This window comes from Xiashengella succiniciproducens, from assembly GCF_023674465.1.
Classification (GTDB): Bacteria; Bacteroidota; Bacteroidia; order Bacteroidales; family Marinilabiliaceae; genus Geofilum; species Geofilum succiniciproducens.
In genome coordinates this window covers 2,094,121-2,110,042 of the sequence record NZ_CP098400.1, presented here as the reverse complement: position 1 = coordinate 2,110,042, position 15,922 = coordinate 2,094,121, and the positions used below count along the sequence as shown (strand labels likewise).

Genomic DNA, 15,922 nt, shown 5'->3' with positions numbered 1-15,922 from the left:
TTTTTGAGACGTAGTTGATATTTTGTTTCAAAAAGTCAAGATGTGGAAGGACCTTTTGACCCTCTCCCGGGGTGAACAGAGAGGCCTGATAGTCCTCCTGCTTTTGCTCCTGATGTTGATATTGCTACGTTTTGGCCTGAGCTATTTTGATCCTGTAGGGAGGGACGAGAGTTTTGGTCAGGATGATATAGTCCTTCTTAAACCGGAAAGCGGTGAGATTCCGGCAGCTTCTGCCAAAGCTGCCGGTATGAATCTTTCTGTATTTGATCCCAATGATATTAGCTATGATCAGCTTGTTGCCTTTGGTATTCCTGCCAGAATTTCACACAACTGGTCTGCGTATCTGAAAGCAGGTGGACATTTCCGTTCACCTCAAGATGTAGGTAAGATCTATGGTGTGAATGACTCCCTTCTGCAATTGTTACTGCCCTATATCAAGATGGATCTGAAACCGGAGTCAAAGCCACAGCCACCAAAACCACATTGTTTTGATCTCAATAAAGTGGATTCGGATCAGTTGATTACATTGGGGTGGGATAGTTGCATGATAGCCGAACTAATGACAATGCGTGAGGAATTATGGTTTCCGGGATGGTACGCGGATACTCGTTTGGCCTGCTGGACTTATGACAGCCTTGATTTTATCAGATTGAGTGCTCGCCAGAGATACAGCAGAGATGATATTGATAATCCACCATTGATTTGTATTAACAGTGCTGATGAGACACAGTGGATGGAACTACCGGGAATAGGGGAGACCTATAGTCGGAGGATAGTTGCATATCGCAACCTGCTCGGAGGCTTTGTGTCGGTCAATCAGATTGCAGAGGTCTATGGGATTTCAGAGGATAATTTCAATAGAATAAAACAATATCTGGTATTGGATACGGTAGTACCCCGTAGGATTAATGTCAACAAGGCTACAGTAGCCGGTTTGAGGCGCCATCCATATATTGATTTTTTCATTGCTTCTGAAATTGTTGAGCGGAGGAAGGCACTAAAGCATATTATTAATATTGCACAGCTCGACTCCCTCGAAAATATTGACAGTGCCAAGTGGGAGTTATTAAAGTACTACCTTTGTACAGAGTGAAGATCCTGAGTCTGAAATAAAAAAAATGACCAAATACTGGGGATGAATATTTGCTACTTTCATGAAACTTCACTTTATTTGCAACCTGAATTTTTGAGGTAAGTATCGAATTAATAGTATATTTGCATATAGAAATTTAATAATCACGTAATTATGATAATTGTACCGATCAAAGAAGGTGAAAACATTGAAAGAGCTTTGAAGAAGTTCAAAAGAAAATTCGAGAAGACAGGTGTAATGAGGGAACTTCGTAGCCGTCAGGCATTTGAAAAGCCATCTGTTATCAAGAGGGAGCAGAAGAAAAAAGCTATTTATATTCAGACGCTGCAACGCGAAGAAGAGGCTTAATTTTTCAGGAAATTTATCATTAAGTATCTTACCTTTTTCTCTATTATTTCGTATATTTAGGGAAAGAGGTAAGATATTTTTTTCATGGACCATATAAAGAGTTTTTCCAGATACCTGAGGTCGGAGAAACGTTGTTCTGAACATACTTTAGCTGCATATGAGAACGACGTCAGGGCTTTTCTGGATTTTTTGGGCAGTAGCGATACTTCAGCCCTCCTTTCTGTAAGTACCAGGGATATTCGTGGTTGGATCATTTCGATGAGTGAATCGGGTATGAGTCCAAGGACCATACACAGAAGAATATCAGCACTACGTACTTTATATAAGCATCTTCAGGTACTGGGTGAGATAGATCACAACCCGGCTACTATAATCAATCTTCCAAAGATACCTCGTCGTTTACCACAGTTTGTTCAGGAACAGGCAATGACCCAGCTTTTGGACAATAATAATTTTGGTGAAGGATACGAAGGAATAAGAAACAAACTTATTATTGAACTGTTCTATGATACAGGAATGCGGCTGGCTGAAATGATTTCACTGCGGCTTTCTGATGTGGATATGAACAGCAGATTTGTAAAAGTACAGGGAAAGAGATCCAGGGAAAGGATTATCCCGCTTCCTGGTGAATGTTATACTCTACTTAAAAAGTATCTGGATATTAGAACAGAGACCTTTGGTGCCAATGCCTCTCCCTGGCTGTTTTTGACATCTAAAGGTGAGAAGGTATATCCAAAGCTTATATATAGGATAGTGCACTCTTCACTTGCAACGGTGACGACCTTAAGCAAGAAGAGCCCTCACGTACTACGCCATACTTATGCTTCGGTACTTCTTAACAGGGGGGCAGACCTTAATGCAATCAAAGAATTGCTGGGACATGCCAACCTGAATGCAACTCAGGTATATACACATACCACATTTGAACAACTGAATGCTATTTATAAACAGGCTCATCCCAGAGCATAAAATGATGGAGGAGAGTTTTATGAACATTACGATTCAATCACTGAGGTTCGACGCTACTGATAAGCTGGAACAATTCATTCAAAAAAAAGTGAGCAAGCTTGATTTGTTCTATGATGGAATTATTAGCGCTGCAGTGGTGTTGCGTCTGGACAAGGCGGAAACAACCGAGAACAAAGTTGCCGAGATCAATTTAGAGATCCCTGGCAATACTCTCTTTGCAAAGAAGCAAAGCAAGACTTTTGAAGAGTCTGTGGATCTTGCATGTGAGGCATTACGCAAACAGCTAATCAGAACAAAGGATAAGATAAAGGCCAAATAATCTAAAATTGACATATTATTTTTGTGTTGTTTGAAAATTATTATACATTTGCACACCAATTTTTGTGTGTAAGCAATAAGCGATAACAATATAACAGGCTGGTTATCATAGATGATCAGCCTGTTGAATGAAATAAAGCTTATATGGGACGGAATTCTGATCATGTTTTCAACTTTCTGATTCTCTCCTGATTACACCTGAAAATCAAAACCCTGTAATTTTTAATCAGAATTTGCCCGAATTTAGTGCGATTTTTTTGGGCGGTTTCAGTTTAAAAGTTTTAACTTTGGGGCGCGAAAATTTGCGGGAATAGCTCAGTTGATAGAGCATTAGCCTTCCAAGCTAAGGGTCGCGGGTTTGAGTCCCGTTTCCCGCTCTTTAAAAAAGCCGATGTAGCTCAGGGGTAGAGCGCTTCCTTGGTAAGGAAGAGGTCATGGGTTCAATTCCCATCATTGGCTCTGGTTAGTTAAAGTTTTACTGGTTTCAATATTGTTCTAATTGTCTAAAATAATTTCGAATTATGGCTAAAGAAACATTTCAAAGGACAAAGCCTCACGTTAATATCGGTACCATTGGTCACGTTGACCACGGTAAAACCACTTTAACTGCTGCTATCACAGCTGTATTAGCTAAGAAGGGTCTGTCCGAAGTTAAGAGCTTCGATGCTATCGATAACGCTCCAGAAGAAAAAGAGCGTGGTATCACTATTAACACATCTCACGTAGAGTATCAAACTGAAAACCGTCACTATGCTCACGTAGACTGTCCAGGTCACGCTGACTACGTTAAGAACATGGTAACTGGTGCTGCTCAGATGGACGGTGCAATTCTTGTAGTAGCTTCTACTGATGGTCCTATGCCTCAAACTCGTGAGCACATTCTTTTGGCTCGTCAGGTAAACGTTCCACGTATCGTTGTTTTCATGAACAAGGTTGATATGGTAGACGATGAAGAGCTTTTGGAACTTGTAGAAATGGAAGTTCGCGATCTATTGAGCTTCTATGAATTCGACGGTGACAACACTCCTGTTATCAAGGGTTCTGCTCTTGGTGCATTGAATGGCGAACCAAAGTGGGAAGATAAGATTATGGAACTGATGGCTGCTGTTGATGAGTGGATTCCACTTCCACCCCGTGATAAGGATAAACCTTTCCTGATGCCTGTTGAAGATGTATTCTCAATCACTGGTCGTGGTACTGTTGCTACAGGTCGTATCGAAACAGGTATCATTAGAACTGGTGAAGAAATCGAAATCATTGGTCTTGGTGCTGATGGCAAGAAGACTGTATGTACAGGAGTTGAAATGTTCCGTAAGATTCTTGACCAGGGTGAAGCTGGTGACAACGTAGGTCTGTTGCTTCGTGGTGTTGACAAGGAAGAAATTAAGCGTGGTCAGGTTCTTGCCAAACCAGGTTCAATCACTCCTCACACTAAGTTCAAAGCTGAGATCTATGTGTTGAAGAAAGAAGAAGGTGGTCGTCACACTCCTTTCCACAACAAATATCGTCCGCAGTTCTATATCCGTACTCTGGACGTAACTGGTGAAATCAGCCTGCCAGAAGGAGTAGAAATGGTTATGCCTGGTGATAACGTATCTATCACTGTTAACCTGATCTATCCTGTTGCTATCAACATCGGTCTTCGCTTCGCTATTCGTGAAGGTGGTCGTACAGTTGGTGCTGGTCAGATTACTGAAATTGTTGACTAATCAACATAGTAACTTGGGAATGCCTATGGGCATTCCCAAATATACACGGGTGTAGCTCAGTTGGTAGAGCACTGGTCTCCAAAACCAGGTGTCGGGAGTTCGAGTCTCTCCTCCCGTGCAAGTAAACAAGGTGGTATAGTTTATTGATTAACCAAGATCAAACCGCAAGGTCAAGACTATTCCTGCTAATAGTTTTCAAAGCATTTACGGATGAATAAAATTAGGACGTATTTTCAGGAAGTTCATACAGAACTTGTAAAGAAAACCTCTTGGCCGACATGGTCAGAGCTACAGAGCAGTGCGGTTGTTGTAATGGTAGCTTCAGCTATTATTGCAATTGTCGTTTATCTGATGGACGTTTCATTCGACACTATACTTGATTGGCTCTACAATAAGTTATACTAACAGGGAGACACGGGAATAATGAGCGAAATTGAAAAAAAATGGTATGTACTTCGCGCTATCGGTGGTAAGGAGAAGAAGGTAAAGGAGTATATCGAGAGCGAAATTGCAAACCATAAGCTACAGGAGTATGTCAGCCAGGTTTTGATACCAGCCGAAAAGGTGTATCAAATCCGCAATGGCAAAAAGATCAGCAAGGAGAGGAACTTTTTCCCCGGCTATGTACTGATCGAGGCTGCACTTGTTGGTGAGATTCCCCATATCCTGAAGAATGTACCTAATGTTATAGGTTTCCTTACTGATAGGGAAGATGAACCTACTCCACTTCGTTCTTCTGAAGTTAACCGCATTCTGGGTAAGGTAGATGAACTTACTGAGGCAAATGAGGAGATAAATATACCCTTCTTTGTTGGCGAAACTGTTAAGGTATCAGATGGACCATTTAATGGTTTTACCGGCGTTATTGAGGAGGTTAACGAAGACAAGAGGAAATTGAAAGTAATGGTCAAAATATTTGGCCGAAAAACTCCACTTGAATTAAGCTTTTTACAGGTTGAAAAGGAATAGTGTGTTTGTTTAGTAGCGGAGCTTCCAGGACAATCTAATAATTGTCTCTACGGACAAAAGTAATGCTATTCCCTTGATCTGAATTTTAATAACCAATATGAATTGCTACAATGGCTAAAGAAGTAGAAACGTTTATTAAACTTCAAATCAAAGGTGGCGCAGCAAATCCATCACCCCCAGTAGGTCCCGCTTTGGGTTCTAAGGGTGTGAACATTATGGAGTTCTGTAAGCAATTCAATGCCAGGACACAGGACAGGCCCGGAAAGGTTTTGCCGGTTCTAATAACTGTTTATAAGGACAAGTCATTTGAGTTTGTCGTTAAGACAACTCCGGCAGCTGTTCAGTTGTTGGAAGCAGCTAAAATTAAGGGTGGTTCAGCTGAACCAAACAGAAAGAAGGTAGCTTCCGTTTCCTGGGATCAAATCAAGACCATCGCTGAAGATAAGATGGCTGATTTGAATTGCTTTACTATGGATTCCGCAATGAGGATGATTGCAGGTACCGCCAGAAGTATGGGTATCACTGTTGATGGTGAATTCCCTGGTAACAATTAAAACCTTTTTGCGAAAATGACAAAACTGACAAAAAATAAGAAGTTAGCTCTAGAAAAGGTCGATCAGAAGAAGTCATATACTATCGAAGATGCAACAAAACTGGTTAAGGAAATTAGCACTACCAAGTTTGATGCTTCTGTTGATATTGATATTCGTCTGGGAGTTGACCCAAGAAAAGCTAACCAGATGGTTCGTGGCGTGGTTACCCTTCCACATGGTACAGGTAAGCAAACCAGAGTACTGGTTCTCTGTACGCCTGACAAGGAAGAGGAAGCCAGAAAAGCCGGTGCCGATCACGTTGGTTTGGATGACTATATCAACAAGATCAAAGAAGGTTGGACTGATATAGATGTGATTATCACTACTCCCAATGTGATGGGTAAGGTTGGTGCGTTAGGACGTGTTTTGGGACCCCGCGGTCTTATGCCGAACCCCAAAAGCGGTACTGTAACCATGGATATCGGTAAGGCTGTAACGGAAGTAAAAGCCGGTAAGATCGACTTCAAGGTTGACCGTTACGGTATTATACATACTACTGTCGGCAAGGTATCCTTTACCCCCGAGCAATTGGTAGATAACGTAAAGGAATTTGTTAGCACGGTTATGAAATTAAAACCGTCTGCTGCAAAAGGTGCCTACGTTAAGAGCGTATTCCTGTCTAGTACCATGAGTCCCGGAATTCGGATTGAACCCAAGTCTCTTGAGGTTTAATTAATGTCTTAAAAGAGAAATTTTGGAACTATGAAAAAGACAGAAAAAGCTGAAATAATCCAAGAACTGGCGTCTAAGATAAAGGAGTATCCACACTTTTATGTTACAGATACTTCAGGAATGAACGCTGCTGAAACAACAGCATTGCGTCGTCTCTGCTATCAAAAAGACGTGCAGCTGGTGGTAGTCAAGAATACATTGTTCAATAAGGCTATCGAGGCCAGCGAAAGGAACATCGAAGGAATTGATGTTACCCTTAAAGGCGTATCCGCTATAATGTTTACCAATACCGGTAACCTGCCGGCAAAACTGATCAAAGACTTTGCAAAGAAGACTCAACGTCCTGCGCTTAAAGGTGCTTTCGTTGAAGAATCAGTTTACGTTGGTGCAAATCAGCTGGATACTCTGGCTACAATCAAATCTAAAGAGGAACTGCTTGGCGACGTTATCGGTCTGCTTCAATCGCCGATCAAGAATGTTGTATCAGCACTTCAATCCGGTGGTACTACAATCCACGGACTCCTCAAAACTTTGGAAGAGAGAAACTAAAAAATTACTAACAGAAATTTAACACTTACAAAAATGGCAGATATTAAGAAGCTTGCAGAAGAATTAGTTAATCTTACTGTAAAAGAAGTTAATGAGTTAGCTACTATATTGAAAGATGAATATGGTATTGAGCCAGCTGCTGCTGCTGTAGCTGTTGCACCTGCTGCTGGTGGTGATGCTGCTGAAGCTGCTGTACAAACTGAGTTTGACGTAATCCTGAAGTCTGCAGGCGGTTCAAAACTAGCTATCGTTAAGCTTGTTAAGGAAATGACTGGTGTTGGTCTGAAGGAAGCTAAGGAATTAGTTGACAAGGCTCCTACAGCTATCAAGGAAAAAGTAACTAAGGAAGAAGCTGAAGCATTAAAAGCACAATTAGAAGAAGCTGGAGCAGAAGTTGAACTTAAGTAAGAAGATAACCTTATTATAAGGTATGTGGTTTAGGAATCCGCTTTACGGAATCCTAAACCTTTTTATGCTTGTATGTTTTAAGTTCAATTAAATAGTTGATAGATGACTCCAAACACTGCCAAACGAATAAACTTTGCCACCATTAAAAGTCAGTTTCCGTTTCCTGATTTTTTGGAGGTTCAGTTAAAATCATTCCGTGAATTCTTTCAGCTGGGGTCAACTCCGGAGGAAAGAAGGAAAGAGGGGTTATTTACGGTATTTCAGGAGAACTTCCCAATTTCTGATACCCGTAACAACTTTGTGCTCGAGTTCCTGGATTATAACATCGATCCTCCACGTTATTCAATCGTGGAATGTATCGAACGCGGATTGTCCTACAGTGTGCCCCTCAAGGCTAAATTGAAGCTATACTGTACGGATCCCGAGCATGAAGATTTTGATACGGTTGTTCAGGATGTATACCTGGGTACCGTTCCCTACATGACTGAGAAGGGAAGCTTCATTATTAACGGCGCCGAACGTGTCGTTGTTTCACAGTTGCATCGTTCCCCCGGTGTATTCTTTGGACAAAGTATTCACGCCAACGGTACCAAACTTTATTCTGCCAGGATTATTCCATTAAAGGGTTCCTGGATTGAGTTCGCTACCGACATCAACAATGTGATGTATGCATACATCGACCGTAAGAAGAAACTTCCGGTAACTACATTGTTGCGTGCTATCGGTTTTGAAGGCGATAAAGATATTCTTGAAATATTCGGCCTGGCCGATGAGATTAAGGTATCTAAGGCTGCACTTAAGAAAGTTGTAGGCCGCAAACTCGCTGCAAGGGTTCTTAAATCATGGATTGAGGACTTTGTGGATGAGGATACCGGTGAAGTAGTTTCTATCGAAAGAAATGAGGTGATCATTGATCGTGAAACTATCCTCGAAAATGAACATATAGACGAGATTGTTGATTCAGGTGCTAAGACTATTCTGCTACACAAGGAATCTACAAGTGTCAGCGACTATGCACTGATTTACAATACTCTTCAAAAAGACCCATGTAACTCAGAAAAAGAGGCAGTTGTTTACATCTATCGTCAGTTGCGTAATGCAGATCCGCCGGATGATGCTACCGCACGTGACGTTATTGATAAACTGTTCTTTTCTGACAAGCGTTACGACCTTGGAGATGTTGGTCGCTACAGAATTAACAAGAAACTGGGTATCGACATTGACCTTGAGACAAGGATACTTACAAGGGAAGACATAATTGCTATTATCAAATATCTGATAGAGCTTGTCAATTCCAAGACAGATGTTGATGATATTGACCACTTAAGCAACCGTAGGGTGCGCACTGTAGGCGAACAGCTGGCCAATCAGTTTGGAGTCGGTTTGGCCCGTATGGCCCGTACTATCCGTGAACGTATGAACGTTCGCGATAATGAGGTCTTTACACCTATTGATCTTATCAACAGTAAGACTTTGTCTTCTGTAATCAACAGCTTCTTTGGAACAAACGCTCTGTCTCAGTTTATGGATCAGACCAACCCACTTGCTGAGGTTACTCACAAGCGCCGTATGTCGGCCTTGGGTCCTGGTGGTCTTTCAAGAGAGCGTGCTGGTTTCGAGGTACGTGACGTTCACTACACTCACTACGGACGTCTTTGCCCGATTGAAACACCTGAAGGTCCAAACATTGGTCTGATATCATCACTTTGCGTCTTTGCAAAGGTAAACAACCTCGGTTTTATTGAAACTCCTTATCGTAAGGTTACAAACAAGAAGGTTGATCTCAGCAACGACAGCGTTGTTTATCTGAGTGCTGAGGAAGAGGAAGCCAAGGTAATCGCCCAGGCAAATGCTCCCCTTGATGATGAAGGTTTCTTCGTCAATCCCAGGGTAAAAGCCCGTCTGGAAGGTGACTTCCCGCATATTGAAGCTGAAGAGGTAGATTTGATGGACGTTGCTCCCAACCAGATCGCTTCAGTTGCAGCTTCTCTGATTCCCTTCCTCGAACACAACGATGCTAACCGTGCCCTCATGGGATCAAACATGATGCGTCAGGCAGTACCTCTGCTTAGGCCTGCTGCTCCTATTGTTGGTACCGGTTTGGAAGAAACAGTAGCTCACGATTCACGTACGCAGATCCTTGCTGAAGGTGACGGTGTAGTTGAATATGTTGATGCTGAAGAAATAGTCATTCGCTACGACCTTACTGAAGATGATAAGTTCGTAAGCTTCGACCCGGAAACTAAGCGTTACAAGCTTACCAAGTTCCTCAAGACCAACCAGAATACCTGTATCAACCTAAAGCCTATCGTTAAGAAAGGTCAGAGGGTGCAGAAAGGTACTATCATGACTGAAGGTTATGGTACTGAAAATGGTGAACTTGCACTGGGTCGCAACCTCAAGGTTGCGTTCATGCCCTGGAAGGGTTACAACTTTGAGGATGCTATCGTAGTCAATGAAAAGCTGGTTAAAGAGGATATTTTTACCTCTATCCACATTGATGAGTACTCTCTTGAGGTGCGTGATACAAAACGAGGTCTTGAAGAGCTTACTGCCGACATTCCCAATGTCAGCGAAGAAGCTACTAAGGATCTCGATGAGAATGGTCTTATCAGAATTGGTGCCCATGTAAAACCAGGTGATATTCTGATTGGTAAGATCACTCCTAAGGGTGAAAGCGACCCGACTCCGGAGGAAAAGCTCTTAAGGGCTATCTTTGGGGAGAAAGCAGGCGACGTGAAGGATGCCTCGCTTAAGGCACCGCCATCACTGCACGGTGTTATTATCGACAAAAAACTCTTCTCAAGGGTTATCAAGGACAGAAAAGTTCGTGCTTCTGAAAAGCCGATGCTGGCCAGGATTGAGGAAGAGTTTAACCGTGGGGTTGCCGAATTGACAACCCGCCTGGTTGACAAGTTGTTCACTTTGATCAACTCAAAGACTAGTCAGGGTGTCAAGGATTATATGGGAGTCGATGTAGTAGCTAAGGGTGTTAAGTTTACCCAAAAGGTATTACAGGAAATCGATTACCTGAATGTCAATCCACACAAGTGGACTACCGATAAGGATAAGAATGATCTTATTGCACGTGTAATCCACAATTTCAGGATCAAGTACAAGGAACTTGAAGCTAAGGAAAAACGTCAGAAGTACAATGTCACAATTGGTGATGAGCTTCCAGCTGGTATAGTACAGCTTGCCAAGGTGTTTGTTGCCAAGAAGCGTAAGATCACCGTTGGTGATAAGATGGCGGGACGTCACGGTAACAAGGGTATTGTATCCCGTATCGTACGTCAGGAAGACATGCCTTTCCTTGCAGACGGAACTCCTGTAGATATCGTGCTTAACCCGTTGGGTGTGCCTTCTCGTATGAACCTTGGACAGATCTACGAAACAGTATTAGGTTGGGCCGGAGATGTTCTTGGTGTTAAGTTTGCCACTCCGATCTTTGATGGAGCTACTGAAGAAGACCTGAACAAGTACACAGACATGGCAGGTATTCCAAGTTTTGGTAAGACTTATCTGTACGATGGTGGCACAGGCGAAAAGTTCCACCAACCTGTAACAGTTGGTGTGATTTATATGCTTAAGCTGGGTCACATGATCGAAGACAAGATGCACGCTCGTTCTATAGGTCCGTACTCACTGATCACTCAGCAACCACTTGGTGGTAAGGCTCAGTTTGGTGGTCAGCGTTTCGGGGAAATGGAAGTTTGGGCACTCGAAGCCTTCGGTGCTGCCAATATCCTGCAGGAAATACTGACTGTCAAATCTGATGACGTTGTAGGTCGTGCCAAGGCCTATGAAGCAATTGTCAAGGGCGATCCGCTGCCAACACCAGGTATACCGGAATCACTCAACGTATTGCTGCATGAAATGCGTGGTCTTGGTTTGAGTGTCAACCTTGAATAGATCTTCCGGTATTTGCCGGTATCACATTTTAAATAATTAATACTCGACTATATATGGCATTCAGGAGAGATCAGAAAGTCAAGAGTAATTTTACCAAGATATCTATAGGCTTGGCTTCACCTGAAGAGATATTGGAACGCTCCAGTGGGGAAGTTTTGAAGCCTGAGACTATCAACTACCGTACTTATAAACCTGAACGGGACGGCCTCTTTTGCGAGAGGATCTTCGGTCCGGTAAAGGACTATGAGTGCCACTGCGGTAAGTACAAGCGTATCCGTTACAGGGGTATTGTGTGCGACCGATGCGGGGTTGAGGTTACAGAAAAGAAGGTCCGCCGTGAACGCATGGGACATATCTCCCTTGTGGTCCCTGTGGCCCACATCTGGTATTTCCGTTCCCTGCCCAACAAGATTGGGTATTTGCTCGGTCTGCCGAGTAAGAAGCTCGATGCTATAATTTATTATGAAAGATATGTAGTAATCAATCCCGGTGTTAAAGAAGCCGATGGTATCCAGAAAATGGACTTTCTCACAGAAGAAGAATATCTGGATATTATTGATTCACTACCCAAAGGCAACCAGCAGTTGGATGACGATGATCCAAACAAGTTCATCGCCAGAATGGGAGCTGAGGCTCTCCATATGCTTCTTGAGCGTCTTGACCTTGATGAGTTGTCGTTTGACCTGCGTCACAGGGCAAACACTGAGACATCCCAACAAAGAAAGAATGAGGCTCTGAAGCGTCTGCAAGTTGTTGAGTCTTTCAGAGAATCTAAGGGCGTTAACCGTCCAGAATGGATGATTGTTAAGGTTGTACCTGTTACTCCTCCTGAATTGAGGCCTCTGGTACCCCTTGATGGTGGACGTTTTGCAACATCCGACCTCAACGATCTTTATCGTAGGGTAATCATCCGTAACAACCGTCTTAAGAGACTTATTGAGATAAAGGCTCCAGAAGTAATTCTCCGTAACGAGAAGCGTATGCTTCAGGAAGCTGTTGATTCATTATTCGACAACTCACGTAAGTCAAATGCTGTAAAGACTGATGCCAACCGTCCTCTCAAGTCTCTTTCTGACAGCTTGAAAGGTAAGCAGGGTCGTTTCCGTCAAAACCTGTTGGGTAAGCGTGTTGACTATTCTGCACGTTCGGTTATCGTTGTTGGTCCCGAACTAAAGATGCATGAATGTGGTCTTCCGAAGGATATGGCTGCTGAGCTTTATAAGCCTTTCATTATCAGGAAGCTTATTGAGCGTGGTATTGTCAAGACAGTAAAATCTGCAAAGAAGATTGTAGACCGTAAGGATCCCGTCGTATGGGATATCCTTGAAAATGTGCTGAAAGGACACCCGGTTTTGCTGAACCGTGCTCCAACTCTGCACCGTTTGGGTATTCAGGCTTTCCAACCCAAGCTCATTGAAGGTAAGGCTATTCAGTTGCACCCGCTTGCCTGTGCTGCGTTCAACGCAGACTTCGACGGTGACCAGATGGCTGTTCACTTGCCACTTGGCAATGCTGCTATCCTGGAGGCTCAGATGCTGATGTTGGGTTCTCAGAACATTCTGAACCCTGCAAACGGTGCTCCTATCACAGTACCTTCTCAGGACATGGTACTTGGTCTGTATTATATGACCAAGATGCGTCCAGGTGCTATGGGTGAAGGAACTATCTTCTATTCTCCCGAAGAAGCTAAAATATCTCTCAATGAAAGGAAGGTTGAATTACACGCTCTTGTAAAGGTTAAGATCAATGACCTTACAAAGGACGGTACACGTCAACCCAGAATAATTGAAACAACCGTAGGCCGTATCCTCTTCAATGAGGTTGTTCCTGCCAAGGTTGGCTATATCAATGAGCTTCTTACAAAGAAAGCTTTGAGGGATATTATCGGTAATGTATTTAAAGTATGTGGTGCTCCTGAGACTTCAGAATTCCTTGATGCAATCAAGAGCCTTGGATTTAAGATGGCGTTTGAGGGTGGTCTGTCATTCAACCTTCACGACGTATTGATTCCAGATGAAAAGGCTGCTCTTGTTAAAGAGGGTTATGAGGAAGTAGAGGAAGTACTGAACAACTATAACATGGGTTTCATTACCAATAATGAACGTTACAACGCCATTATTGATATTTGGACACACGTTAATGCCAGACTGACTCAGATCCTGATGGACAAACTGAGCAAGGACAAGCAAGGATTCAACTCCATCTATATGATGCTTGATTCAGGTGCCCGGGGTTCTAAAGAACAGATTCGTCAGCTTTCAGGTATGCGTGGTTTGATGGCTAAGCCTCAAAAATCAGGTGCTGATGGAGGACAAATCATCGAAAACCCGATTCTTGCAAACTTCAAGGAAGGTATGTCGGTACTTGAGTACTTTATTTCAACTCACGGTGCTCGTAAAGGTTTGGCGGATACCGCTCTTAAGACAGCTGACGCTGGTTATCTGACCCGTCGTCTTGTTGACGTTTCTCAAGATGTTGTCATCACCGAGGAAGACTGCGGTACTCTAAGAGGCTTGACTGCTACTGCAGTCAAGAGCAACGAAGAAGTTGTTGTTTCATTGTTCGAACGTATTCTTGGTCGTGTTTCTGTGCACGATGTATATCACCCACTTACTGGTGAAATCATTGTCAGGGCAGGTCAGGAAATATGTGAAGACGAGGCCACTATTATTGATGAATCACCAATTGAACGTGTTGAAATCCGTTCAGTTCTGACCTGTGAGTCCAATAAGGGTGTTTGTGCCAAGTGTTACGGACGTAACCTTTCTACAGGTAATATGGTTCAGAAGGGTGAGGCTGTCGGCGTGATCGCTGCCCAGTCAATCGGTGAGCCTGGTACTCAGTTGACACTGCGTACATTCCACGTGGGTGGTACTGCAGGTAACATCACAACTGAAAATAGTCTGTATGCACGTTACGACGGTATTGCCGAGTTCGAGGAACTGCGTACAGTACCTTATACAACTGAAACAGGTGATGAAGTTGACGTCGTTATCGGTCGTCTGGCTGAATTGCGTATTATTGACAAGAATACCAATATCGCACTGACCACACATCCGATCCCTTATGGTGCCAAACTGCATATCAAGCCTGGTCAGGAAATCAAGAAAGGTGATGTAATCAGTGAATGGGATCCTTGGAATGCTCTTATTATCAGTGAAAGAAATGGTAAGGTAGTATTTGAAAACCTTATCGACGGTATCACTTATAAGGAAGAGTCTGACGAGCAAACAGGATTCCGTGAAAAGGTTATCATCGAAAGCCGTGATAAGTCAAAGAACCCAAGTGTACAGATCGTTTCAGAAACCGGAGAGGTTCTGCGTTCATACAACTTGCCTGTAGGTGCTCACATTGCCGTTGATGAAGGAGAAGAAATCAAACAAGGTGAAATCCTTGCCAAGATTCCTAGAGCTTTTGGTCGTGCCGGTGACATCACCGGTGGTCTTCCAAGAATCACCGAGCTATTTGAAGCTCGTAATCCTTCTAATCCGGCAGTCGTTTCTGAAATTGACGGTGAGGTAACCTTTGGTAAAGTTAAGAGAGGAAACCGCGAAATCATTATTACTTCCAAGACCGGTGAGGTTAAGAAGTATCTCGTACCTCTCTCCAAGCAGATCCTTGTTCAGGAAAACGACTACGTACGCGCCGGTACTCCATTGTCTGACGGTGCAACTACTCCTGCCGACATTCTGGCCATCAAAGGTCCGACAGCCGTTCAGGAATACATCGTCAATGAAGTTCAGGACGTTTACCGCCTGCAGGGTGTTAAGATCAATGACAAGCACTTCGAAATCATCGTTAGACAGATGATGCGTAAGGTTGAAATTGATGACCCGGGTGATACTCGCTTCCTTGAAAAGCAAGTTATTGACAAGATCGAATTCATGGAAGAAAACGACAATATCTGGGGTAAGATGGTTGTTGTGGATGCTGGTGATTCTAAGTCACTGCGTCCAGGTCAGATCATCCCTGCACGTCGTCTCCGTGATGAGAATTCACAACTTAAAAGACGTGACCTCAAACCGGTTGTTGCCCGTGAGGCAGTTCCCGCTACATCCAGCCAGGTTCTACAGGGTATCACTCGTGCTGCACTGCAAACCAACAGCTTTATGTCAGCTGCTTCCTTCCAGGAAACAACAAAGGTACTCAACGAAGCTGCTATTCAGGGCAAGGTTGATAACCTCGAAGGTCTTAAGGAAAACGTTATCTGCGGACACCTTATTCCTGCCGGTACAGGACTACGTGAATATGAAAATATAATCGTCGGTTCTCGTGCAGAATATGAGAAACTTGTCGGTGGTAAAGTGGAGACTGAAAGATTTGCTGAATAAGATTAGCAAGTCCACTATAGATAGAAAAAGGCGTCCCCTGTGGGATGCCTT

General features: G+C 43.2%; 13 protein-coding genes and 3 tRNA genes. All 16 read left to right on the top strand.

Annotated features, from left to right (window positions below; all coding sequences use genetic code 11):
- The first annotated feature begins 40 nt into the window (after positions 1-40).
- The 16 genes from M9189_RS08915 to rpoC all read left to right on the top strand — a co-directional run bounded on the left by M9189_RS08915 (position 41) and on the right by rpoC (position 15,871).
- Positions 41-1,093, top strand: coding sequence for a helix-hairpin-helix domain-containing protein (locus tag M9189_RS08915; RefSeq protein ID WP_250722475.1), 1,053 nt, complete (start codon positions 41-43; stop codon positions 1,091-1,093).
- 153 nt (positions 1,094-1,246) lie between these two features.
- A complete protein-coding gene (gene rpsU / locus M9189_RS08910; protein WP_250722473.1) occupies positions 1,247-1,441 on the top strand; it encodes a 30S ribosomal protein S21 in 195 nt (64 codons plus the stop codon).
- A gap of 84 nt (positions 1,442-1,525) precedes the next feature.
- Positions 1,526-2,410 carry a tyrosine-type recombinase/integrase gene (locus M9189_RS08905; protein ID WP_250722471.1) on the top strand — a complete coding sequence of 295 codons (885 nt, stop codon included), beginning with the start codon at positions 1,526-1,528 and terminating at the stop codon, positions 2,408-2,410.
- Positions 2,376-2,729: a ribosome hibernation-promoting factor, HPF/YfiA family gene (gene hpf / locus M9189_RS08900; RefSeq protein WP_336417716.1), complete on the top strand. Its 354-nt coding sequence runs from the start codon at positions 2,376-2,378 to the stop codon at positions 2,727-2,729. Before M9189_RS08905 ends, hpf begins: the two co-directional genes overlap by 35 nt.
- A 303-nt stretch (positions 2,730-3,032) precedes the next feature.
- Positions 3,033-3,105 (top strand) — tRNA-Gly (locus tag M9189_RS08895).
- A 10-nt stretch (positions 3,106-3,115) separates the two neighbouring features.
- Positions 3,116-3,187: transfer RNA gene (locus tag M9189_RS08890), tRNA-Thr, on the top strand.
- A gap of 62 nt (positions 3,188-3,249) precedes the next feature.
- A complete protein-coding gene (gene tuf, locus M9189_RS08885; RefSeq protein ID WP_250722467.1) occupies positions 3,250-4,437 on the top strand; it encodes an elongation factor Tu in 1,188 nt (395 codons plus the stop codon).
- Positions 4,438-4,482: 45 nt separating this feature from the next.
- Positions 4,483-4,555 (top strand) — tRNA-Trp (locus tag M9189_RS08880).
- 92 nt (positions 4,556-4,647) lie between these two features.
- Positions 4,648-4,842 carry a preprotein translocase subunit SecE gene (secE, locus tag M9189_RS08875; protein ID WP_250722465.1) on the top strand — a complete coding sequence of 65 codons (195 nt, stop codon included), beginning with the start codon at positions 4,648-4,650 and terminating at the stop codon, positions 4,840-4,842.
- 18 nt (positions 4,843-4,860) lie between these two features.
- Positions 4,861-5,406, top strand: a complete 546-nt coding sequence (gene nusG / locus M9189_RS08870; protein ID WP_250722464.1) for a transcription termination/antitermination protein NusG — start codon at positions 4,861-4,863, stop codon at positions 5,404-5,406.
- Between the two features lie 110 nt (positions 5,407-5,516).
- A complete protein-coding gene (gene rplK, locus M9189_RS08865) occupies positions 5,517-5,960 on the top strand; it encodes a 50S ribosomal protein L11 (protein WP_250722462.1) in 444 nt (147 codons plus the stop codon).
- A gap of 15 nt (positions 5,961-5,975) precedes the next feature.
- Positions 5,976-6,671, top strand: a complete 696-nt coding sequence (rplA, locus tag M9189_RS08860) for a 50S ribosomal protein L1 (protein ID WP_250722460.1) — start codon at positions 5,976-5,978, stop codon at positions 6,669-6,671.
- 30 nt (positions 6,672-6,701) lie between these two features.
- Positions 6,702-7,220 (top strand): 50S ribosomal protein L10, encoded by a 519-nt coding sequence (gene rplJ / locus M9189_RS08855; protein ID WP_250722458.1) that lies wholly within the window; start codon positions 6,702-6,704, stop codon positions 7,218-7,220.
- Positions 7,221-7,253: 33 nt separating this feature from the next.
- Entirely contained in the window at positions 7,254-7,628 is a 375-nt protein-coding gene (gene rplL, locus M9189_RS08850; protein WP_250722456.1) for a 50S ribosomal protein L7/L12, read from the top strand.
- A gap of 102 nt (positions 7,629-7,730) precedes the next feature.
- On the top strand, positions 7,731-11,540 hold the full coding sequence (gene rpoB, locus M9189_RS08845) for a DNA-directed RNA polymerase subunit beta (RefSeq protein WP_250722455.1): 3,810 nt from the start codon (positions 7,731-7,733) through the stop codon (positions 11,538-11,540).
- Between the two features lie 53 nt (positions 11,541-11,593).
- Complete coding sequence (rpoC, locus tag M9189_RS08840; protein WP_250722453.1) at positions 11,594-15,871, top strand: DNA-directed RNA polymerase subunit beta'; 4,278 nt, start codon at positions 11,594-11,596, stop codon at positions 15,869-15,871.
- Positions 15,872-15,922: the final 51 nt, after the last annotated feature.

Excerpts from the sequence above, each read along its gene's own strand:
- M9189_RS08915 (WP_250722475.1), top strand. The coding sequence starts at position 41 with ATGTGGAAGGACCTTTTGACCCTCTCCCGGGGTGAACAGAGAGGCCTG.
- rpsU (WP_250722473.1), top strand. The coding sequence starts at position 1,247 with ATGATAATTGTACCGATCAAAGAAGGTGAAAACATTGAAAGAGCTTTG.
- M9189_RS08905 (WP_250722471.1), top strand. The coding sequence starts at position 1,526 with ATGGACCATATAAAGAGTTTTTCCAGATACCTGAGGTCGGAGAAACGT.
- hpf (WP_336417716.1), top strand. The coding sequence starts at position 2,376 with ATGCTATTTATAAACAGGCTCATCCCAGAGCATAAAATGATGGAGGAG.
- tuf (WP_250722467.1), top strand. The coding sequence starts at position 3,250 with ATGGCTAAAGAAACATTTCAAAGGACAAAGCCTCACGTTAATATCGGT.
- secE (WP_250722465.1), top strand. The coding sequence starts at position 4,648 with ATGAATAAAATTAGGACGTATTTTCAGGAAGTTCATACAGAACTTGTA.
- nusG (WP_250722464.1), top strand. The coding sequence starts at position 4,861 with ATGAGCGAAATTGAAAAAAAATGGTATGTACTTCGCGCTATCGGTGGT.
- rplK (WP_250722462.1), top strand. The coding sequence starts at position 5,517 with ATGGCTAAAGAAGTAGAAACGTTTATTAAACTTCAAATCAAAGGTGGC.
- rplA (WP_250722460.1), top strand. The coding sequence starts at position 5,976 with ATGACAAAACTGACAAAAAATAAGAAGTTAGCTCTAGAAAAGGTCGAT.
- rplJ (WP_250722458.1), top strand. The coding sequence starts at position 6,702 with ATGAAAAAGACAGAAAAAGCTGAAATAATCCAAGAACTGGCGTCTAAG.
- rplL (WP_250722456.1), top strand. The coding sequence starts at position 7,254 with ATGGCAGATATTAAGAAGCTTGCAGAAGAATTAGTTAATCTTACTGTA.
- rpoB (WP_250722455.1), top strand. The coding sequence starts at position 7,731 with ATGACTCCAAACACTGCCAAACGAATAAACTTTGCCACCATTAAAAGT.
- rpoC (WP_250722453.1), top strand. The coding sequence starts at position 11,594 with ATGGCATTCAGGAGAGATCAGAAAGTCAAGAGTAATTTTACCAAGATA.